Raw genomic sequence first — 19,692 nt, forward strand, 5'->3', positions numbered from 1 at the left:
ACTCTGGTTCTAAGTAACGTTGAGGTAGTCAATAGCGTTCTTAACGGATGTAGGTTACTTGAGATACTTTACGTGCGCTTCCATCTCTTCCCCGATTTCTTTGCGCATGTTCATAAGGCGGATCGCGGATTGCTCCAAGGCTTTATCTTCATCAGATTCTGGAACCCATTTCGGCACGTCGGTTGGTTTTCCGTTCTCATCTACAGCAACCATAATAACGATACAGTGGGTGGTGAGTCTGTTTTTCATTTGCTTTGGGTCACTGGCTTGCACGTCAATCGCGATGTGCATTGAGCTTCGTCCGGTATAAATGACTTTCGCGCTAACTTCGACTAAGTTGCCGACATGAATCGGCGCAACAAAACGAATACCACCTGCGTATGCGGTAATGCAATATTTGCCACTCCACGCTGCAGAACAGGCGTAGGCTGCTAAGTCGATCCATTTCATTACGGCACCGCCGTGCACTTTTCCGCCGAAATTGACGTCACTGGGTTCTGCTAAAAAGCGAAGGGTAATGTCTCTTTGACCACTGCTCATCTGTCTTTCCTTGGTGAGTTATTGTTTTCCCAATTTAGCAGCAAGATGAATTTTCGGGAATAGCGAATGAAACAAAGTATTAACTTTTATTCGAACGATGAAAACAAAAAGCCACAGCGTAGTTCTGTGGCTTGGGGAACTGGGATTAATTGGCGGTGGAGGCAATCTCGGAATTGGGCAATTGCTTTCTGTGTCGTATTTTTATTTGCGACAGGATAACGCCAGAGATGACTAACAGCCCACCAATAATGTGGTAAGCGTAAATTTTCTCACCAATCAACGTTGAAGCAAGTACGACAGAAACCACGGGCATTAAGTTCATGAACATGGCACTTGAATCAGCGCCAATTGAATCAATCGCTTTCACCCACATTAACGGCGCAAAAATGGAAGCCGCAATGCCAGCATAGGCGATTAATGGTAGCGCGTCTTGGCTTGGTAACAGTTGCTCACTAGAGAGCCAAAGTGGTGTAAGCATCACAACCGAGAAGAAGCCTTGCATGTAAACCAGAGTCAAACTACTGAAAGGCATCTTCCAGCGTTTTAGCAGCACGCAGTAAGCCGCGTATACCAAGGCTGCAATCAGCATAAGGCTATCACCTTGGGTCATGTCTTGATGTAAAAAGTAGGTGATATCACCATGACCAAGCATAAACGCCAAGCCGCCGAGCGAAATCACACCACCGACGATACTTAACATTGATACAGACTTGCCTAACAGAGGAACACTTAAAAACACACTGATCAAAGGAACCAAAGAGGTAATCAGTGCCATGTTGGAAGCCGTTGTCGTTAAACCAGCGTAGTAGCCAAGTGATTGGTTGAGCACCATACCAAGTAACGCAAGAAACGCCAACTTAGCTAAGTAAGGTCGAATAATGTGTCGTTGTTTGATGATCGCAGGCAGACAAAATGGAGTTAGAAGTACCATTGCGACAAACCAACGATAGAAACTCATCGCACTTGGTTCAATGGCGCTTGCTGCCATCTTATTCACAATTGAGTTACCACCCCAAATCATAACGGTGAAAAACGGAAGTAAATAAATCATGAGAACCCTATAGCACAATTATTGATGACGCTAGTCTGGCAGGTCTTTATAATAAAAAGTATCTCTTAAAAGACATCGTAAGCGATAGGAAGACAATTTTGAAAAAGAGCGCCAGAAATCTTCACCCCTCCTTATCAATCGATCGCGCACCATCGGATGTATTTATGAATTTTGAAGCGTTTCTCTCTAATACAGAAACACGAATTCATAGCCACCCTTGGGGGCAAGTGCAACTGATCAGCGGTGGGATCCTAGAGATGGATGCAGAAGATACAAGATTTCTAGCGCCTCCGCATCTTGCAATTTGGGTTCCTGCTGGTATCCGTCACACGAGCTACAACCGTAAGCCAATCGAATATTGTTCTTTGAATATTGCCCCTGAATTGACGGCGCATTTCCCAACTAAAACGAGCTTGATCAAAGTGACTCCAATCGTGTCATCGATTATTGAGGACTTTCGTCAGCGAGACATTAACGTGGCGCAAACTGATGAAGACAAGCGATTGGTACAAGTGTTATTGGACCAGCTTGCAAAGCAAGAAGTCGAACATCACTTTTTACCGACAACCGACAATAAGTATCTTGAACCGATTTTAAAAGCAGTAGAAGAATCGCCGACGGATGAGATCAGTTTGGCGGAGTGGGCGGCAAAAGTGCATACCACAGAACGCACGTTAGCGAGACATTGCCAGAGTGAGTTGGGCATGAGCTTTACTGAGTGGCGTTTACGTGTGCGATATTTACATTCTATGGAGTTGCTGCGTAAAGGGCAGACCGTAAAGGAAGTCGCGTTGACGTTAGGTTATAACCAAGCTAGCCCTTTTATCGCAATGTTCAAGAAATACTCCGGCATGACACCGGAGCAATATAAGAACCGCTTATTATAACTGAGCCAGAACGTAATTCAGACCACCGACCACGGCTGCAACTTGCGCATCGTTGCACTCTTCGTCGGTCACCGTTGGGCTGTCTGGGTACACTTCCGTTGTCGTGCCGTAAACGCAATTTGTTACGCCGCCACACAGACCCAGCTTCACCATTGGGTAGTTGATAACGCCAAACTGTACGACTGGTGAACCAATGATTTCGCCACTTTCATCTGCGGGTGCAATGTGAGTCACTTTCGCAACCGATTCAATCACCGCTTTTTGAAACTCGGGTTGAGGGTTTTCACTATCTCCAACTGTGTAAAAACCGTCTGGGATCATGCCCTCGATGTACTCAATGCCATCACGAGCGGCAAGCGCAGGACGGAACTCTGTTTCATCGGAGTCTGTCGTCTCGTGCAAATCAATGTGCATTAATACATCGCCTAATGTCGCAACGAGCTTCATGAGGTTGGCGGATTCTTCGGCGGGGCTATCCTTATAGAAAGAGCGGTTTGGATCAATCGCGTTTGGATTCCAGCGGTTGATCACCTCGTAACCCCAAGGGCTCACGCAAGGTGCAACGACAATATTGAAATGCTCTGCGTAGCGCTCTGCTTCTGTTTCTACAAACTTTAAAGCGCCATGTACACCGCTGGTTTCATAACCGTGTACGCCGCCTGTGACCAAAACAACAGGCTTCGTTGAATCCCAGTTGCGAGTTTTGATACAAAACAGAGGGAAACGTGCCTCGTTGTATGAGAGCGCACCGTATTGTTCAACATCAAAACGCTCGCGTAGGGCATCGATTTTACTGACGACTTCATCTTGGTAGCTACGTTTTACTTCTTGCGTTGCTAACCAAGCTTTACGTTCCTCTTCGCTCCAAGGTTGGCCAGGGGTACCGATTGGGTAAATGTATCCACTTTTCATCTATACTTTTTCTTTTGACTGCTGAAAGGTACCACAAGACTAGACCTGTCTTATCTTAACGGCAATATAAAACACCATTTGGGATAGTATTCTTTGCAAAATCATCACTTTGATGAGTGATTTATTGGTGTTACATTTTGTTACTTACTCAATTTCATATAAGAGACAAAAAATGGCTGGAGCAAGTTTACTCACACTGTTGGATGATATTGCCACGGTACTCGACGATGTCGCCTTAATGTCGAAAATGGCGGCAAAGAAAACCGCAGGTGTGTTGGGTGATGACCTAGCGTTAAACGCTCAACAAGTGTCTGGTGTTGCATCTGAGCGAGAAATTCCAGTGGTTTGGGCGGTTGCGAAAGGCTCGTTCAAAAACAAATTGATTTTAGTTCCTTCAGCATTGCTAATTAGCGCGATTATTCCATGGCTTATCATGCCACTATTGCTAATTGGCGGCTTGTTTCTCTGCTTTGAAGGGGCAGAAAAGGTGCTTGAGAAAGTGTTCCCTCACTCGCATCCGCACGAAGAAAAAGAAGAGTTAGTTAATACTGGCGAGTCGATAGAAGAGTATGAAAAACGCAAAGTTGCTGGTGCGATTCGAACGGACTTTATTCTTTCAGCGGAAATCATTGTGATTGCGTTGGGTACCGTGACTGGGGCGAGCCTTGTGACGCAAATCTTAGTGGTGAGCTTAATTGCAGTCATCATGACCATTGGTGTTTATGGCTTAGTAGCAGGCATCGTGAAATTGGATGACTTGGGCTTCTACCTTGAAATTCGCTCAAAAGGTAAGGGCTGGATGGCAAAAGTCGGCAGTGCTTTAGTTGCTTTTGCACCAAAGCTGATGAAGTTGTTAACGATTGTGGGTACTGCCGCGATGTTTTTAGTCGGTGGGGGGATTGTAGTGCACAACGTGCCTGCCATTCATCACTTTGTAGAGCCGATTATTATGAACTTTAGTGGTCATTCGGTTGCTACAGCGATTCTGCCTATTTTGCTTAACGGTATTATCGGTTTTGTGGCGGGTTTGATTGTGGTTGCTGTGTGGACAGGTGTAGAAAAAATTCGCGGCCACTAATAATCACAGCTCAAAACAAGAAAAGAACAACAAGGGTCATGACTTCTTTTCACAGAAAGGCATGACCCTCTTTTATGGGTGGAACGTCAGTAAAGTACTTACTTCACTTTCCACTCAATTTGTTCATTTGCTCGAATAGGCACAACGATATCATTGCCAAATGGCATCGTTTCCGGCACATCCCAAGCGGATTTTTCTAACGTTACCGTATCTGTGTTGCGCGCAATGCCGTAAAAATCAGGACCATTGAAGCTTGCAAACGCTTCCAAGTTTTCCAGCTTACCTTCATTCTCGAATACTTCTGCATAAAGCTCTAGTGCTGCGTGTGCGGTGTAAGAACCAGCACAACCGCAAGCTGACTCTTTTGCCCCTTTCGCATGTGGCGCAGAGTCGGTACCTAGGAAGAACTTCTTGCTACCACTGGTTGCAGCTTCGATCAGCGCTTGCTGGTGGGTTCCGCGCTTAAGAATTGGCAAACAGTAGAAATGAGGTTTAATACCACCCATAAGCATATGGTTACGGTTGAAAAGAAGATGGTGAGCAGTGATGGTAGCAGCTACGTTATCTGAGGCGTTATTAACGAAGTTTGCTGCGTCGGCGGTAGTGATGTGTTCTAGAACGATTTTAAGATTAGGGAAGTCATTGACGATAGGAGCGAGGACAGTATCAAGGAATTCTTTCTCTCGGTCGAAGATATCAACATCGTGATGTGTTACTTCGCCATGAACCAAAAGTAACATTCCGACTTCTTCCATCGCTTCGAGAACGTGGTAAATGTTCTTCGCATTGGTCACACCGGAATCTGAGTTTGTGGTAGCTCCAGCAGGATAAAGCTTGGCAGCAACAATGTTTCCGGTGGCTTTAGCCTTACGTATTTCATCTGGTGTGGTGTTGTCTGTGAGGTAAAGCGCCATCAAAGGTTCAAACTGTTCGCCATGTTGCTCTTTTAGAATTCGGTCACGGTAGGCTAGGGCGAGCTCAGTTGTAGTAACTGGTGGGACGGTATTTGGCATGATCAGCGCACGGCCATTGTAGCGGCTGATGTCGCGAACGGTGTCTTTAAGAACTTCCCCATCGCGTAAGTGAACGTGCCAGTCGTCAGGACGAGTGATTGTCAGTGTTGTCATTAATTGCTCCCACCATTGAAAAGTTGTCTGATTGGAGCCCAAGCGCCGTATTTGCTTTTGAGCAAACGCTTGCGCTTAGGCGACAGGATGATAGAGGAATTGCCCTCACATTTCATCCCATTTTTCACTTTTCTACAGAGTGAGAGTGTAAGTGATTACTTCATTGTTAACCAAAGCGCGTGGATCGTACCCGGCAGAAAGAAGAAACACGTCAATATTAGGTTAATCAAAAAGTCTTTATTTAGACCTTTCTCCATAAACACCGCGACAGGCGGAAGAAAGATACATAACAAAATCAGAACCAGTTTTCTTGTATCCATAATTAAGCTCCAAATCAATAAATGGGGGCAGTGATAACTCAGATGAATTATGTGTGCCGTATCACACTTTATCAAACGGTATTTGGTCAGAACGATGTTAAAAAACGCGAATGTTGAGTGTAGTAAATACTTGTCGCTCAAACCAAATTTATAAGAATAGCATTCAGAAAAAATTGAGTTGGATGAAGCGGCAATAGACTCTGCACCTTAATGTGATTTGGGTATACAATACTGCAACAAATAAAAAACACCCTGTAGGAAGAAGGCTATGTCGCAACCCATTTTGTCCCAAATTAATGTTTTTCCGGTTAAGTCAGTTGGCGGATTATCGCTGTCGTCAGTATGGGTTGAGAAGCAAGGATTGAGCTTCGATCGTCGTTTTATGATTGCGAAAGCTGATGGCGCTATGATTACCGCGAGAAAGTATCCGCAAATGGTAACCATTAAGTCCGCCTTATTATCCGATGGGGTTGTGTTTAGCAGTTTGGGGATGGAGCCGCTTAAAATCCGTTATCAAGACTTTAAAATGCAGGAAACGCCAGCAACAGTTTGGAAAGACACCTTTACTGCATATACCACTACAGATGATGCAGATGATTGGTTTAGTCGTGTATTGGGTCAACGTGTTGAGTTGTTGTTTAGTGGTGAGCAATCGAATCGTGTTCGCGAAAAGCTAGGACAAAACGTTAGCTTTGCCGATGGTTATCCGGTGTTAGTGATTAGCCAGGCTTCCCTTGATGAACTGAACCGAAGAAGCTCTGAGCAACACTCTATGGATCAGTTCCGTACTAACTTAGTGGTCTCTGATACCAAGCCGTTTGAAGAAGATTCATGGAAGCGCATACGAATCGGTGAGGTAGAGTTTGAGTCTCTCAAACCTTGCGAGCGCTGTATCCTGACTACGGTGAATACCCAAAGAGGCACATTCCGTGAGAGCAAAGAGCCGCTCAAGACCTTGCAACAGTTCCGTGCAAACGATGTCGGTGGTGTGTTCTTTGGCCAGAATCTTGTCGCGCGAAATGAAGGCATTATTCGTCAAGGCGATAAAGTTGAAGTATTGGAGTACAAAGAGCCGGAGTTTTACGCAGATAACTCGCCAGTGCGCATGACGTTAACATGTGTTGAGCGTGAAGAAATCGCCCAAGACTTCGTGACCTTATGGTTAGAACCAAACAAAGGTTCTTTACCTAATTACTTGCCAGGACAACACCTGCCAATAGAAGTGAATATTGATGGTAAGAAAGTAGGTCGACGCTATACGCTATCATCCAGTCCGTCTCGTCCGGGTCGCTATGCTATTTCTGTTAAGCGTATTGCAGGTGGAAGAGTCTCTAATTCGCTCTTAGACAATTTACAAGTCGGTGATGTTTTAGAGGCGGAACAACCTGATGGCCAGTTCCACCTAAAAACTCATGAAGCGCAGCCTCTATTGTTACTTTCTGCAGGCAGTGGAGTAACACCAATGCTATCGATGGTACGTTACTTAGCGGATCACAATCAGTTGGAGAACGTGGTTTTCTACCATCAATGTCGTGCCGAAAATGATATTCCTTGTCGCTCTGAGTTGGAGCAGTTAAAGCGTAAGCACCCGGGGTTAGAAGTGAAAATCTGCTTGACGCAGCCTGCCGTTGATTGGTTTGGGTTAAAAGGGCGTTTAAGTTTGTCACACATTAAGCAAATCAAAGATATTGAACAGCGCCAAGTGTTTGTGTGTGGTCCTGATGGTTTTATGGAGAAAGCGAAAAATCTCCTACTAAGAAAAGGGCTGCCAGAAGAAAACTACCATCAAGAAGCGTTTGGCGTATCTTCAGTCACTTCAAGACCAGAGAAGAGCATAGCGATCGATTTTAATGGGACGAAAGTTGTAGGGAATAATCAGAAAACGTTGTTAGAACAGCTTGAAGACGCAGGGAAGGTTGTTAGCAATAGCTGTCGTGCTGGCTTATGCGGCGCGTGTAAGGTTCAGCTTACGTCGGGTCAAGTACATCATCCGGACGTGCCTGCGTTGACAGATGAGGAACGTGCGATGGGAACCGTATTGGCGTGTTGTGCTGTTCCAGAGACGGACGTGACGGTAACAAACTAAGCGAGAAGGCTCCCCGGTTCTCAATAAAAACGCTGCTAACTTTAGCAGCGTTTTGAGTTTAAAAGTGAACGGAAAATATCGCTTAGTCGTAAATCGTCGGGATTGGCTGACGTTTGTGCTGCGTTGCTTTGTAAATCGCTACCAGACGATCACTCACTTGCTGTGGAACGGGTTTGCCTTCTAAGAAGTCATCGATCTGTTCATAAGTTAAGTTCAGAGCATCTTCATCTGCTTTTTGCGGCTCTAGTTCTTCTAGATCTGCCGTTGGTACTTTCTTAACAAGTAGTTCTGGTGCGCCTAATGTTGCAGCCAACTCGCGGACTTGACGTTTGCTTAAACCAAATAGAGGGGCAAGGTCGCACGCGCCGTCACCAAACTTAGTGTAAAAACCGGTGATGTTCTCTGCTGAGTGGTCTGTTCCCAATACTAAGCCGCCAACGTAACCAGCGATTTCATATTGTGCAATCATACGAGCTCGCGCTTTTACGTTACCTTTTACGAAATCAATTTTGTCGGCTTCAGTCGGAAGCAGGCCCGTCCCTTGCAATGCGGTATCAGTCGCCGCATGCAAACCGTCAACACCATCTTTAATGTTCACAGACACAGAGTGTGTTGGCTTGATGAAAGAGAGTGCCAGTTGCGCTTCATCTTCATCTTTTTGCTCACCGTAAGGCAGACGTACTGCGATAAACTGATATTTGTCAGTACCAGATTCCGCATTCAATTGTTCTACTGCAAGCTGGGCAAGGCGACCTAACGTGGTTGAGTCAACACCGCCACTAATGCCAAGCACCAGTGACTTACAACCTGCTTCTTGTAGCTTACGCTTAATAAAAGCAATACGGCGTTCAATTTCAAAATGCGGATCAATTGAAGGGAGTACACGCATTTCATCACGGATGGATTGTTCCATTTAGGGTTCCTTTTCCTGCAAATATTTCAGACACCAAAGCCCGCTTGCTCAAATGGTGATAAACCATGCAATTGAGACCGATAAACACGACTTTAGGGTCAAAAGCTGTAAAGATTAGTAGTATCATACCGAAATCATCAGATTAGAAAACTCTCTTCAACCAGGTAATCGCCGGATATGAAAAAAATCGCCATTTTTGGTAGTGCATTTAACCCACCTAGTTTAGGGCACAAAAGTGTTATTGAGTCATTGAGCCACTTTGACCTTGTGCTACTTGAACCTAGCATTGCACACGCTTGGGGCAAGAATATGCTCGATTACCCAACTCGGTGCAAAATGGTTGATGCATTCATCAAAGATATGGGACTTTCTAATGTTCGGCGTTCTGATGCAGAGCAAGCTTTGTACCAACCCGGACAAAGTGTGACAACCTATGCGTTGTTAGAAAAAATTCAAGAAATCTACCCAACAGCCGATATAACTTTTGTCATAGGTCCTGATAATTTCTTCAAATTTGCTAAATTTAGTAGAGCAGAAGAGATTACGGCACGTTGGACTGTTATGGCGTGCCCTGAAAAAGTAAAAGTCAGAAGCACGGATATACGTAACGCATTGGTTACGGGTGAAGACATAAACGCCTACACAACCCCGTCCGTCTGTGAATTGTTGCTTAACGAAGGCTTATACAAAGAAACATTATCTGGGAACTGAGAGGTCAGATTTTCATGGTCAGATTAGCCGTATTTAGTGCATGTGCGCTGCTTGTGGTCACACAAGCTCATTCTGCGTGTAACTATTTTTCTGATCGTTCTGTTGTGTTTGAAGATAACACCCTTCCTATCTGTGAAGAAATTTTAGATTCCATTGGCGTATTAAGTACGGATGCGTTGATTTGGTATGCTGCGGAAGCGAAATTCGAAGGGCCAACAGAAAACTATTGGGAAGAGTGGGCGATTAAGCCGGAAGACACACCACTCCTAACCCAAAATCTAGAAAAGAATTATTTTGGGCTTGGTTTTTGGATGCCGGAAGAGCTCCGAGACGAAGAGAGCAAAATGGACACAGAAGAGTGGCTCCGTAGTCATGGCCTGATGTTTAGCGTGGGTTTTGGTGATAAATCCGACGGACAGCCAAGAATGCGATTTGATTATCGTTGGCACGAATATTACGACGCTGACTGGATGATGCAGATTGAAGTTCCCTTCTAGTCATCTTGAGCGAACATAAAAAGGGCGTACATCATCCATGTACGCCCTTTTTATTTTTATCTGAGTCTCTATTTTTTGCGCGCGTCACTCTGCGTAATACTGAAAAGATGGCTCGTTAGAATGCGAGTTATAGCGCTTCTCCAAAGACCAAAAAGCAAAGTTGCTCATATTCTTCTGTGTTACCCGCAAAAAGCGTATCGACAATCTGCTCTTTTTTCTTTCCCGACAGCTTCATTTTTCTTGCTTCACGGAGTGTGAGTACCAAGCACAGCTCTTTAGAAATGTCCATGTCACAACCAGGCGTCCACTGATTGATGGTTTTTGTTAACGTTGAGTGCGCTAGTTTAGGAGAGAGAGTCAATACTTCATGTCTTACTACCGTCAGCAGATCGGTTTGCAGATCCGAGCGCTCGGCTGTTGTTGCTAGTTTCTCGACGAGGGCTTTTAGCAGCGGTGAAGGTTTCACAAAACCTGCTTGTTGTGAGAAGTCATCATTTAAACGCACAGAAAAATCACAACGATATACACGAGAATTAGGTAAAAAGGTGAGGGAGCTCAAACATCCTTGAGGAATCCAAAAATATTGGCCTGGTTCAATGGCATACTCCTGCTTACCCAATTTAATGACGGCTAACCCTTCGACGACAGACAGCAGACTGTGCTTCAGTGCTTTTTTGCGCGCAGCTACTTCAAGAAAGGGGTATTTAGCGTCGTGAAATTCAATTGCGTAGTTCATTATGAGTACCAGTGTTTTTTGGCGCTAAGGGTAACGTTAAACCTATACGATTCCAACCAGCTGAGAGAATTTTTTAGTATGAGAAATTGTAGCCTAACTGGTATGACCATGTTAAAAGTATGGGTTGAAATGCTGCTTGTCAGCAAAACTATGCGTAAAATGTGCCAGCTTTTTTTGATATGTAATGAACAATGACTGCCAATACCGATCCTTATATTGAAATTCGTCCTTACAATGACGAAGAAATTCCAGCAGCGCTGGATCGTCTAATCCAAGATGATGAATTTATCACTGCTATTCTCGATCATCGCTTTGCTAATAAAGCAGCGTGGTTTAAAACGCTAATGAGCCCGATCCTGCGCATCTATCTGAAAGCTAAATGGAGCAAGCTTGATTCAGTAGAAGCGATTCAGATTGAAGTGAAGAAGTATCTGAAAGATACATTGAATAAGACAACGGATGGCGTCACTTTTTCTGGTTTGGATAAGCTGGATAAAAACACGTCGTACTTATTCGTTTCTAACCACCGTGATATTGCGATGGACCCTGCGCTAGTAAACTATGGCTTGTACCAAAGTGGGCACCGTACGGTTCGTATTGCGATTGGTGACAACCTGCTGAAGAAGCCATGTGCGACAGAATTGATGCGACTCAATAAAAGCTTCATCGTTAAGCGCTCTGCTAAGGCGCCTAGAGAAATGATGAAAGCATTAGGACAACTGTCGAGCTACATTAAACACTCGCTTGATACCGGTAATTCAATTTGGATTGCCCAAAAGGAAGGTCGTGCCAAAGATGGAAACGACTTTACTGATCCTGCGATTTTAAAAATGTTCCATGTTGAAGGCCGCAAGCAGAAGATCAGCTTTGGTGAATACACGCGTTCTTTGAAAATCGTTCCTGTCTCGATTGCCTATGAAAATGATCCATGTGACATTGCCAAAGCAAAAGAGCTGTACGAAAAAGCAGAAAATGGCCGTTATGAAAAAGGTGAATTTGAAGATATCGAAAGCATTATTCAGGGCATCATTGGTTATAAAGGCCGTGTGCATGTCGCGTTTGGTGATGTGATTGATCAAGAGTTTGAAACGCCAGAATCTCTTGCCGGCGAAATCGACCGCCAAATTCACAACAACTACAAGTTGTACCCAATCAACTTGCTAGCGGCTGGACGCGAAGATTCGAGCATCATCACAGAGGCGGTGAAGCGTCACCTCGCGGATAAATTGGAGCAGTTACCTGAAGGTGCAAGACCTTATTTGGTGGCGAGCTATGCCAACCCAGTGAACAATCAAGAGTAATATTCATCACTGAACTTGATGGATTATGAACGCCTTAAAGCCTCGGTTTTCCGGGGCTTTTTTTCGTCTACTTTTTAAGGAGCAACAGCCCCGCCAAGGGTTAAATTGCTAGGCCACTTGGTAATCTTGTTGCCACCTAAAAAGATATTCCCTTTCACCGTCATCGTGTCTGGAAATACTTGTAGCGCTGATCCTCCTATATAAAGGTTACCATCAACCACCAATCCTTCAGGAAGAGCAGAGATAGGAGTGCGAATAAGACTTAAATCGCCTTTGACTCGAAGTTTAGCTGGGAGCGTTTTTAATGGTGTATCCGTCAAGTTCAGATAACCGCCGAGTTTGATGCCCCTAGGCCAGTTTTCGATCTTACTACCCAGTAGATTCGCATAACCTTTTATCTTTGTACCTGAGCGAATGGTTTTGAGTGCGCTGTTGGTTGCTTCCAAACTGCCTCCAACATCAAGCCCCTTAGGCAGCTTTTTGATCGGGGTTTGCGAGATATTTAAGTTGCCTTTGACCACTAACCCAGAAGGTAATTGGGTGTAAGGTTTGTTTCGTAGATCAAGATTACCGTAATTATCTGTGTGACCAAACTTAGAGTAGTAATCTAGCTCATATGCGAAAGATGGGAAGCAGAGCAGCATCAAGGTAAGGAAAAGGGAAACAAAACGCATAGCCAGAGACTTAGTTAAACATAGAGATCTTAAGTGCTCATCTTATACTTAAATAGACTCATTATGCATACTTTGTTAACAGTTTTTGATTTTTAGCCCAAGAACTTCAAATTAGGGCTTTATCTGAAAGCATACACGCTCTCACGATGCCGGGTTGCTTCAGTGTGCAAGTTAGGGAATGATTAAGTGATTGATTATATAGTTTATTTAAAAGTAAATGTAAGAAAAATATCAGTAGAGATATGAAGAATATGAGGTTCTGCCAAGAACTGAACAAGCGTCCTTGTTAGTATCATGAGCGTCTGAGGGAGATTTTCATGAAGTTAAAAAGAGTGTCTATTTTTGCCGCTGGTGTTGTAGCAGTACTACTATCTGGGGCCGCTTTTGCTAAATCATACAGTACGCCAGAAAGCAAAGCGCTGGTGGTCGCTGACGGCAAGGTAGGTCAGCGTATCTGTTACTACGATGATAAAGCCTATACCACCGGAGCCGTGATTAATGTTGAGGGTGTATTACTGATGTGTACAGCTGAGAACGATTTTGAAACGAATGGTTCGTTAAAGTGGGTGGTATTCAAAAAAGATAAATAAACGCCAAAAACGGTCTGTTTAATATTAGGATAACGGAAAAATAAAAAAGCGAGCACAGAGCTCGCTTTTTCCATTAACGCGCGAGTGAGCGAGTTTTTAATTCAAAGATAAGCTTTTCAGCACTTACTTCAAATTTGAATCGAGCCGTCGCTTGGTTTGACTCTTCTGTTATTTCAGAAACATTGTATTCAACATCAGCACATACTGATTTAGCGAGCTCAATGTATTTTTGTAGTTCAGACTCTAGCTCTGTTTTTGTCTGTGCGAAAACCGTTACGTCGGCAACTTCGTCACCTTCTTTGATGATGAAGCCAATCTCGCCTGCGCAGCCGCAAGCTTCACATACTTGGTTTTTTTCTAATTCGACACTCATAACGAATCCTCTTGTAAATACTAAGGGTATTCTATCAGGTATTTGATCTGTATCTACAAAAATGACGAGTTTTGAATGAAAAAAGAACAGAATAGGCGCTTGTTAAGTAAGGGTTAAAGATTGGATTACTAAATCATCAAGAACGTTAATGTGATATATATCAACATTTAAAATCAATTAACGAACATAGTGACGAGATTTCGCTCAGCCCAGTTGAACTAATGGACAATTTATAAGACTATTTCTTGATTGATTATTTTTAATAATTATCATTCTTGGTCTTTGAATAGTTTCGATGAATAAATGGCGCAAGGTTTTGATGAAACTAACTTTTCGCCTTATTTTGAGTAGCATGTATTGACAAAAACATAACTGCAAATTGCACATTACGCACTGTAAAGACGTTATGATTTGGAACTTAACTTTATATTAAGTAGTCGCAGTACATATATCCAAATGGCCTTAATGCGCAGGTGTTAGCGGTTCAAGTTTTAGGTTTCGCTTAACGAAGTGCCTTGGGCAACTTGGGTATAATGCTAAGAATGATTTCATTCTGGCCTCATTTAATAGTGAGTTAGATGGATTTACAAAGAGAAGAGCTTAAAATATGCCAAAGCGTAGTAAAGAAGATACCGAAATCACTATCCAAAAGATCATGGATGCCGTTGTTGATCAGCTACTAAGACTAGGTTACGACAAAATGTCGTACACGACTCTAAGTCAGCAGACAGGTATATCTCGTACCGGTATTAGCCATCACTTCCCTAAGAAAACGGACTTCACCGCCGCACTGGATGGCCGTATCTTTAAAATGTTTATTGAACACCTAGAGTTTGATAAAGGGCTAAGTGCATTTTCACAAAGTTGGATTAAAGCACTGGAAGATGCTGAGTTCCTCGCGATTTTACGACTGCTATTCCATCACATTGTTACGGCCGAAAATGCGCAAGAATTTGCTGCTAACGGTATTGACCGTTTATACAAAATGGTTGAAAGCCAGTTTGGCGCAGGTGGTGACAAAGAGCTCGAATGGTTGATTGGTCGTTCATTGATCCAAATGAGCAAGTAATAACAATTGAGAGCGCTAGATGAACACTTGTTTGCTGCTTTGGTTATAAAGCCAAGGCAGAACACAGTAATTTTCTCGCCGCTCTTTTGAGCCCAAGATTCGATTAAATATCAAAGCAAAGGCCCGCAATATGATTATTGCGGGCCTTTGTCGTTTGGAAAGCAGAATAGACGGCTCAGAAGAGAGACACGCTAAGCGGCGGCGTGAACTTGAGGAAAGTCTAAAGTTGGATGTTTTGTCACGATGGAGCGGTAGCCATAAACGAGCTCAATGCGTTCTGGCGTCAGTGCATTCCATGGTGTGTCATCACAAACCAGTTTGCCGTTATGTAAAAGTACAAGTCGGTCTGCGTACTGGGAGGCTAAATTCAAGTCATGCAACACGACTACGACCGCGGCGTTCTGTGTTTTCGCGGCCTCACGAGCAATCTTTAACGTGTTGTGTTGGTGGGCGAGATCTAACGCAGAGGTTGGCTCATCAAGCATCAAGATTCGTTTCTCGCCAGATTGGTGTAGCTGTGTCATCACGCGTGCTAGATGTAATCGTTGCTTTTCGCCACCAGATAAAGATGGGTAGAGGCTTTCTGCCAAATGTATTACACCGGTTTGTTCCATGTAATGTAAAGCTAACTTAGTGGTTTCTTTATTGGACAGCGATAGCGGAATCGCGCCTAATTCGACCACTTCTCTGGCTAGAAATGGGAAGGTCAACGTACTGTGCTGTGGAAGCATCGCAATGTGTTTTGCGCTTTTTTCAGGCTCCCAATCATGCTTTTGTTTACCGAAGTAGGCGATGTCATGATTTGAAGAGATTTCACCACACAGAAGCTTGAGCAAAGTACTTTTGCCCGCACCGTTGGGGCCGAGTAGGGCGGTCACTTCACCAGCTCGGATATCAATATTGATGTCATCGAGAACAACGCGCTTGCCAAATTTCATCGAAATGTTTTTACCCGATAAAACGATCTGGTTCATTACAAAATCTTCCCTTTCTGCTGGAACAATAAGTAGATGAAGAAGGGCGCACCGATCAAGGCGGTCACGATACCGACGGGTAATTCTGCTGGTGCCACGGCAATACGAGCAAACATATCAGCAGCGGTAAGAAGCAGCGCTCCCATGAGTGCAGAGATTGGCAGTAGCGTTCTATGGTCGGGGCCTGCTAGCATGCGTCCTAAGTGAGGAATCACGAGCCCAATAAAACCAATTGCACCACTAATACTCACCGTAATACCAACCCCCAATGCAGAGAGCAAAATAAGCTGTCTTTTGAGTTTTTGGACTGGAACTCCCAAGTGTCTTGCTTCTGATTCCCCTAGCAGCAGAGCATTTAGCGCCATCGATTTTTTCTGGAACCAGAATAATAGGACGACCAGCGTGACAGCGGATAGGCCTATCCCCGACCAATTTGCGCCAGCTAATGAGCCCATCGACCAAAGTGTTAGATCTCGTAGCATCTGATCATCAGCGATAAAGTTCATGTAACCGATCGCCGCTCCTGAAAGCGCGCTGATGGCGACACCAGCTAACAACATAATCGTAACTGAGGTACCAAATTTACTTGTGCCGAGTTTATAAACGAGAATAGTCGTCAACGCACCACCTAGGAAAGCAAAAAGAGGCAGCGCAGCTAAGTTCATTAGCTGCGGATAGTTTTGGCTAAACTCAGCAAATACAACAATAGCGAATGCACCACCAAGAGCAGCGCCAGCAGACACGCCAATGATGCCGGGCTCGGCCAACGGGTTACGGAATAAGCCCTGCATAACCACACCACAAATTGCCAAAATGGCGCCGATGAACATACACAAAATGGTGCGAGGTAATCGGATCTCGTTAATCACCAACTGAATGTGAGGAGCGAGATCAGAACTGCTTCCTGTTAGGCTACGCAAACTGTCAGTGAAACTAATGCTCATTGGACCTACTGTAATAGAGGCGATAGCAACAAATGCTAAAAAGCCGCTAAGTACGGATAACGTCGTTGAAAGGGAGATACGTCTTAACAACATGTCATGTCTCTATGGGTAAAGCAGCGCATTCAAGCGTTCGGCTTCTACAAGGCTTTTAAGACCCAAACCACCAACAAGGGCGTGACCGTCAATCGTGATGATATTTTTATTCATTCCCGCAGGTGTTGCGGCGAGAAGTGGCATTGCTTTTAAAATCGCATCGGCACCGCCCAGCGTTTCATAGCTGCGACCGCTAACGAGAATAACGTCAGGCTGCATCTCTACCATGGCTTCTGTGGATAAAGGCTTGTAAGAAGACAGCTGGTCAGCAGCTGGGTTTAGTCCGCCTGCTAGCTGGATAATTGCATCGGGGGTGGTTTCTGATCCTGCAACGTTCGCAGGTCGACCTTCATGGATGAGTAGAAACAGTACTTTCTTTTTCTGAGCTTGAGCAGGTTGATTTGCATTGAGTGCTTGAACTTGCGCTTTCACATCTTGCTTTAAATCTTCCGCTTTAGCCTGGCGATTCATAAGGTTCGCAATTTGATCGATACGTTGGTAAAGGCCCTCAACGTTGGCATCGGTATTGACGATTTCTACATCTACCCCCGCCGCTTTTAATTGGTTCAATGCCGTTTTCGGTCCCATCTCATCAGAGCCAATGACTTTTGTCGGACGTAAGGCGAGCAACCCTTCTGCTGAAAGGCGGCGATGGTAGCCTACTTTAGGCAGTTCCATGCCTTTTGGTAACTGACTGGTTACGTCGATAGCAACCAAGCTATCTTTGGCGTCGAGTTCAAGCAACAGTTCAGTGACGGCACTGCCTGCACTAACAACACGCTCTGATGATGGTGTTTCATTGGCAAAAAGTTGGCTACTCGCAAGTAGGGAAATGGCTGCCGTAACAACAGCATGAATGGTGGCACGTGTGTTCTTCATTTTGAAAGGATCTCTATCTTACTTATTTTTATGATGGCTCTTCAGTGAGTAACTGAGTTGCCTGAATTCCGTTTTCTTGCAAAAAGCCGAGAAGTTGAACTAGCGACTGAATGTTCGCGGTTTTTTCTGCTCCAATCACAATCGGTTTATCGCTTGATTTACTCTCTTCTAGCAGCGCGAGGGTAAAGTTGTCCCAATCGATGTATGTCTTGCCGTTAATGGCCCAGTAAGGCTCGTCTTTGAGAATATTTACCGTGATGGATTGCTTATCGACATTTGCAACGGCCCGAGATTCTGTACTCGGTAAATTGACATCTAACGAATCGAGCTTGACCGCTGCAGTTAACATCAGGAAAACCATTACGATAAAAATGATGTCCAACAGCGGTGTTAAATCAGGAGTTAAGTCGTTACGAGTGTTGTCTTGTGGCGTTTTAATCATTGTGCTTCTGCCTCGACCTTTGCAGAAGAGCGCACTGCTAATGTTGAATTGTCTGGCGACACGTGTTGCAGAGAGATACCTTCAAGCCATAAGTTGACATAGTTTAATGTGTGTTCGAGTTTGGCGATCACACGATCCGCCCACAAACCAATGATTTGTGCTCCTGAAATCGCAGGAAGGGCGATAATAAGACCTGCTGCAGTAGTGCGCATGGCCAAACCTAGACCGTCTGCCAAATCATTCGGGGTGATATTCCCCGTTGAGACAGCGATGCCTTTGAACATCTCAATTAAGCCAAGTACCGTACCAAGCAAACCAATCAAAGGGCTAATGACGCCAATCAACGTCAGTAAGCGAAGGCCAGAATGCAGCTGATGACGTTTTTCTTGTAGCCAAATGCCTGCGGCATCTTCTCTTAGAGACTTTGAGAAAGAGTGATGGGCAAGCAACATGGCAACGCCACGATAAAGGAGCGGTCGCTTATGCGACAATTCTTCTGCAAGCGTCTCAAGATCGTTTCCATTCGTTGGGTCTAACCCAATGAGTTTTTGGCGAATGGCTCGTTTCCCTACGCCAAGGCTAATCAAAACGTGGAATAACCGCTCGGTAATGATCATGACGGTGAGGGCTGAGCAAATGATCAAAGGCCATGTCATTAGGCCAAGTTGAGTTTGTAATTCTTGTAGTTGTTCCATTATCCATCCAACTTAAAACGAACAGGTACTTGTACTCGGTGAGCCACTTTTAGCCCGCCCGAAATATGTGGTGTAAATTGCCACTGTTTGATGGCACGAAGCGCTGAGGCGTCCAGCGATTCTGTGCCGGAAGACTCAATCAAAACCTGTTTAATTTGATTGCCATTTTCATCGAGCCATATTTCATATAAGGCTACGCCTTCGATGCCGCGACGTTGTGCAGATCTTGGGTAGCGAGGCTGAGTTGGTTGATTCACAAACGTTGGTTTGTCGACCAAAATAGGTTGAGACGTTGCCCCTTTGGATTGGCTCGCTGGCGCGGTTTGCTGAGCGACCATCTCTTTCTTCGCCGGTTCCGTTTTTTTCTTCGGTTTGGCTTCGGGCTGATTCTCTTGTTTTGTTACGGCTTTGGCTGGTTCCACCGTCTTAGGCTTAGATTGTTTAATCGGCTCTGTTTTTTTCTTCACTACCTTTTTCTTAACAGCGTCTTTCTTAACGACCTGTTTCTTTACGATCTTCTTTTCTGGCTCAGGCTGCTCCTGAGGCTGCGGCTCTTTTGGTGGCGCCACATTTTCTGGCGTGGATTTTTCGACGGTAGGTGGTGGTGCCGATACAAGGTTTAAACTTACCGAACTTGCTGGATTTCCAGCAGGCATCGCGAACACTTTCGTTTCTTGAGAAACAAAAAGAAGTGCGGCATGGATGGCAAGGGAAGCACCTCCTGCAATGACATATCTTTGTACGTTCACGGAATATCTCGGGAAACTATGAAAACTTGAGCAGATTATTACTCACAACCG

23 protein-coding genes are annotated in these 19,692 nt (G+C 44.5%); 8 read left to right on the plus strand and 15 right to left on the minus strand.

The genetic code is table 11. From position 1 onward, the window contains the following. Positions 1-54 precede the first annotated feature (54 nt). Entirely contained in the window at positions 55-540 is a 486-nt protein-coding gene (locus VEA_RS21640) for an acyl-CoA thioesterase (protein WP_005392490.1), read from the minus strand. Positions 541-685: 145 nt separating this feature from the next. Continuing rightward, on the minus strand, positions 686-1,591 hold the full coding sequence (locus tag VEA_RS21645; RefSeq protein ID WP_006742210.1) for a DMT family transporter: 906 nt from the start codon (positions 1,589-1,591) through the stop codon (positions 686-688). A gap of 98 nt (positions 1,592-1,689) precedes the next feature. Between VEA_RS21645 and VEA_RS21650 the strand changes: the two genes are divergently transcribed. Then, positions 1,690-2,478, plus strand: a complete 789-nt coding sequence (locus VEA_RS21650) for an AraC family transcriptional regulator (protein WP_005385013.1) — start codon at positions 1,690-1,692, stop codon at positions 2,476-2,478. Here the strand turns inward: VEA_RS21650 and VEA_RS21655 are convergent. Continuing rightward, positions 2,473-3,390 (minus strand): M14 family metallopeptidase, encoded by a 918-nt coding sequence (locus VEA_RS21655; RefSeq protein ID WP_006742209.1) that lies wholly within the window; start codon positions 3,388-3,390, stop codon positions 2,473-2,475. The genes VEA_RS21650 and VEA_RS21655 overlap by 6 nt on opposite strands. Before the next feature lie 172 nt (positions 3,391-3,562). Here VEA_RS21655 and VEA_RS21660 point away from each other — a divergent pair, with 172 nt between their 5' ends. Beyond that, positions 3,563-4,468, plus strand: coding sequence for a DUF808 domain-containing protein (locus VEA_RS21660; protein ID WP_006742208.1), 906 nt, complete (start codon positions 3,563-3,565; stop codon positions 4,466-4,468). 98 nt (positions 4,469-4,566) lie between these two features. Here the strand turns inward: VEA_RS21660 and pyrC are convergent, their stop codons facing one another. Together pyrC and VEA_RS23660 are read right to left on the minus strand one after the other, a co-directional pair. Beyond that, a complete protein-coding gene (gene pyrC, locus VEA_RS21665; RefSeq protein ID WP_012842433.1) occupies positions 4,567-5,595 on the minus strand; it encodes a dihydroorotase in 1,029 nt (342 codons plus the stop codon). Between the two features lie 155 nt (positions 5,596-5,750). Next, a complete protein-coding gene (locus VEA_RS23660) occupies positions 5,751-5,915 on the minus strand; it encodes a YqaE/Pmp3 family membrane protein (RefSeq protein ID WP_005375297.1) in 165 nt (54 codons plus the stop codon). Positions 5,916-6,183: 268 nt separating this feature from the next. Here VEA_RS23660 and VEA_RS21675 point away from each other — a divergent pair, with 268 nt between their 5' ends. After that, the gene (locus VEA_RS21675; protein ID WP_006742206.1) at positions 6,184-8,001 is read left to right on the plus strand and encodes a hybrid-cluster NAD(P)-dependent oxidoreductase; all 1,818 of its coding nucleotides are present in this window, start codon (positions 6,184-6,186) and stop codon (positions 7,999-8,001) included. 82 nt (positions 8,002-8,083) lie between these two features. Here the strand turns inward: VEA_RS21675 and nadE are convergent, their stop codons facing one another. Beyond that, positions 8,084-8,914, minus strand: a complete 831-nt coding sequence (gene nadE, locus VEA_RS21680) for an ammonia-dependent NAD(+) synthetase (protein WP_006742205.1) — start codon at positions 8,912-8,914, stop codon at positions 8,084-8,086. A 177-nt stretch (positions 8,915-9,091) separates the two neighbouring features. Between nadE and VEA_RS21685 the strand changes: the two genes are divergently transcribed. Then, on the plus strand, positions 9,092-9,625 hold the full coding sequence (locus VEA_RS21685; protein WP_006742204.1) for a nicotinate-nicotinamide nucleotide adenylyltransferase: 534 nt from the start codon (positions 9,092-9,094) through the stop codon (positions 9,623-9,625). A gap of 14 nt (positions 9,626-9,639) precedes the next feature. After that, the gene (locus tag VEA_RS21690) at positions 9,640-10,122 is read left to right on the plus strand and encodes a hypothetical protein (protein ID WP_006742203.1); all 483 of its coding nucleotides are present in this window, start codon (positions 9,640-9,642) and stop codon (positions 10,120-10,122) included. Between the two features lie 127 nt (positions 10,123-10,249). Here VEA_RS21690 and VEA_RS21695 read toward each other — a convergent pair whose 3' ends face one another. Further along, on the minus strand, positions 10,250-10,858 hold the full coding sequence (locus VEA_RS21695) for a cupin domain-containing protein (protein WP_006742202.1): 609 nt from the start codon (positions 10,856-10,858) through the stop codon (positions 10,250-10,252). Between the two features lie 191 nt (positions 10,859-11,049). On the opposite strand from VEA_RS21695, the gene VEA_RS21700 reads away from it, so the two are divergent. After that, the gene (locus tag VEA_RS21700; protein WP_006742201.1) at positions 11,050-12,159 is read left to right on the plus strand and encodes a 1-acyl-sn-glycerol-3-phosphate acyltransferase; all 1,110 of its coding nucleotides are present in this window, start codon (positions 11,050-11,052) and stop codon (positions 12,157-12,159) included. A gap of 74 nt (positions 12,160-12,233) precedes the next feature. On the opposite strand, the gene VEA_RS21705 is transcribed toward VEA_RS21700, so the two are convergent. After that, on the minus strand, positions 12,234-12,833 hold the full coding sequence (locus VEA_RS21705; protein WP_006742200.1) for a hypothetical protein: 600 nt from the start codon (positions 12,831-12,833) through the stop codon (positions 12,234-12,236). A 317-nt stretch (positions 12,834-13,150) separates the two neighbouring features. Here VEA_RS21705 and VEA_RS21710 point away from each other — a divergent pair, with 317 nt between their 5' ends. Beyond that, positions 13,151-13,423 carry a YnjH family protein gene (locus tag VEA_RS21710; protein ID WP_006742199.1) on the plus strand — a complete coding sequence of 91 codons (273 nt, stop codon included), beginning with the start codon at positions 13,151-13,153 and terminating at the stop codon, positions 13,421-13,423. 73 nt (positions 13,424-13,496) lie between these two features. Here the strand turns inward: VEA_RS21710 and VEA_RS21715 are convergent, their stop codons facing one another. Beyond that, on the minus strand, positions 13,497-13,796 hold the full coding sequence (locus VEA_RS21715; RefSeq protein WP_005375307.1) for a YfcZ/YiiS family protein: 300 nt from the start codon (positions 13,794-13,796) through the stop codon (positions 13,497-13,499). A gap of 607 nt (positions 13,797-14,403) precedes the next feature. Here VEA_RS21715 and VEA_RS21720 point away from each other — a divergent pair. Then, positions 14,404-14,865, plus strand: coding sequence for a TetR/AcrR family transcriptional regulator (locus VEA_RS21720; RefSeq protein ID WP_005392508.1), 462 nt, complete (start codon positions 14,404-14,406; stop codon positions 14,863-14,865). 191 nt (positions 14,866-15,056) lie between these two features. Here VEA_RS21720 and VEA_RS21725 read toward each other — a convergent pair whose 3' ends face one another. The 6 genes from VEA_RS21725 to VEA_RS21750 are packed head-to-tail and all read right to left on the minus strand — an operon-like array spanning position 15,057 to position 19,641. After that, positions 15,057-15,839: a heme ABC transporter ATP-binding protein gene (locus tag VEA_RS21725; protein ID WP_006742198.1), complete on the minus strand. Its 783-nt coding sequence runs from the start codon at positions 15,837-15,839 to the stop codon at positions 15,057-15,059. Beyond that, positions 15,839-16,876 (minus strand): FecCD family ABC transporter permease, encoded by a 1,038-nt coding sequence (locus tag VEA_RS21730; protein ID WP_012842435.1) that lies wholly within the window; start codon positions 16,874-16,876, stop codon positions 15,839-15,841. Before VEA_RS21730 ends, VEA_RS21725 begins: the two co-directional genes overlap by 1 nt. 9 nt (positions 16,877-16,885) lie before the next feature. Continuing rightward, entirely contained in the window at positions 16,886-17,755 is an 870-nt protein-coding gene (locus tag VEA_RS21735) for a heme/hemin ABC transporter substrate-binding protein (RefSeq protein WP_012842436.1), read from the minus strand. A 28-nt stretch (positions 17,756-17,783) separates the two neighbouring features. After that, positions 17,784-18,197, minus strand: a complete 414-nt coding sequence (locus tag VEA_RS21740) for an ExbD/TolR family protein (protein WP_012842437.1) — start codon at positions 18,195-18,197, stop codon at positions 17,784-17,786. Further along, positions 18,194-18,892 (minus strand): MotA/TolQ/ExbB proton channel family protein, encoded by a 699-nt coding sequence (locus VEA_RS21745; RefSeq protein WP_005392513.1) that lies wholly within the window; start codon positions 18,890-18,892, stop codon positions 18,194-18,196. Before VEA_RS21745 ends, VEA_RS21740 begins: the two co-directional genes overlap by 4 nt. Continuing rightward, positions 18,892-19,641 (minus strand): energy transducer TonB, encoded by a 750-nt coding sequence (locus VEA_RS21750; RefSeq protein ID WP_041853118.1) that lies wholly within the window; start codon positions 19,639-19,641, stop codon positions 18,892-18,894. The genes VEA_RS21745 and VEA_RS21750 overlap by 1 nt, the downstream gene beginning before the upstream one ends. Positions 19,642-19,692 lie beyond the last annotated feature (51 nt).

Source organism: Vibrio antiquarius, assembly GCF_000024825.1.
Lineage (GTDB): Bacteria > Pseudomonadota > Gammaproteobacteria > Enterobacterales > Vibrionaceae > Vibrio > Vibrio diabolicus.

Bases quoted from the DNA above. Each gene is read 5' to 3' on its own strand.
- VEA_RS21640 (WP_005392490.1), bottom strand. From the start codon at position 540: ATGAGCAGTGGTCAAAGAGACATTACCCTTCGCTTTTTAGCAGAACCC.
- VEA_RS21645 (WP_006742210.1), bottom strand. From the start codon at position 1,591: ATGATTTATTTACTTCCGTTTTTCACCGTTATGATTTGGGGTGGTAAC.
- VEA_RS21655 (WP_006742209.1), bottom strand. From the start codon at position 3,390: ATGAAAAGTGGATACATTTACCCAATCGGTACCCCTGGCCAACCTTGG.
- VEA_RS21660 (WP_006742208.1), top strand. From the start codon at position 3,563: ATGGCTGGAGCAAGTTTACTCACACTGTTGGATGATATTGCCACGGTA.
- pyrC (WP_012842433.1), bottom strand. From the start codon at position 5,595: ATGACAACACTGACAATCACTCGTCCTGACGACTGGCACGTTCACTTA.
- VEA_RS23660 (WP_005375297.1), bottom strand. From the start codon at position 5,915: ATGGATACAAGAAAACTGGTTCTGATTTTGTTATGTATCTTTCTTCCG.
- VEA_RS21675 (WP_006742206.1), top strand. From the start codon at position 6,184: ATGTCGCAACCCATTTTGTCCCAAATTAATGTTTTTCCGGTTAAGTCA.
- nadE (WP_006742205.1), bottom strand. From the start codon at position 8,914: ATGGAACAATCCATCCGTGATGAAATGCGTGTACTCCCTTCAATTGAT.
- VEA_RS21685 (WP_006742204.1), top strand. From the start codon at position 9,092: ATGAAAAAAATCGCCATTTTTGGTAGTGCATTTAACCCACCTAGTTTA.
- VEA_RS21690 (WP_006742203.1), top strand. From the start codon at position 9,640: ATGGTCAGATTAGCCGTATTTAGTGCATGTGCGCTGCTTGTGGTCACA.
- VEA_RS21695 (WP_006742202.1), bottom strand. From the start codon at position 10,858: ATGAACTACGCAATTGAATTTCACGACGCTAAATACCCCTTTCTTGAA.
- VEA_RS21700 (WP_006742201.1), top strand. From the start codon at position 11,050: ATGACTGCCAATACCGATCCTTATATTGAAATTCGTCCTTACAATGAC.
- VEA_RS21705 (WP_006742200.1), bottom strand. From the start codon at position 12,833: ATGCGTTTTGTTTCCCTTTTCCTTACCTTGATGCTGCTCTGCTTCCCA.
- VEA_RS21710 (WP_006742199.1), top strand. From the start codon at position 13,151: ATGAAGTTAAAAAGAGTGTCTATTTTTGCCGCTGGTGTTGTAGCAGTA.
- VEA_RS21715 (WP_005375307.1), bottom strand. From the start codon at position 13,796: ATGAGTGTCGAATTAGAAAAAAACCAAGTATGTGAAGCTTGCGGCTGC.
- VEA_RS21720 (WP_005392508.1), top strand. From the start codon at position 14,404: ATGCCAAAGCGTAGTAAAGAAGATACCGAAATCACTATCCAAAAGATC.
- VEA_RS21725 (WP_006742198.1), bottom strand. From the start codon at position 15,839: ATGAACCAGATCGTTTTATCGGGTAAAAACATTTCGATGAAATTTGGC.
- VEA_RS21730 (WP_012842435.1), bottom strand. From the start codon at position 16,876: ATGTTGTTAAGACGTATCTCCCTTTCAACGACGTTATCCGTACTTAGC.
- VEA_RS21735 (WP_012842436.1), bottom strand. From the start codon at position 17,755: ATGAAGAACACACGTGCCACCATTCATGCTGTTGTTACGGCAGCCATT.
- VEA_RS21740 (WP_012842437.1), bottom strand. From the start codon at position 18,197: ATGATTAAAACGCCACAAGACAACACTCGTAACGACTTAACTCCTGAT.
- VEA_RS21745 (WP_005392513.1), bottom strand. From the start codon at position 18,892: ATGGAACAACTACAAGAATTACAAACTCAACTTGGCCTAATGACATGG.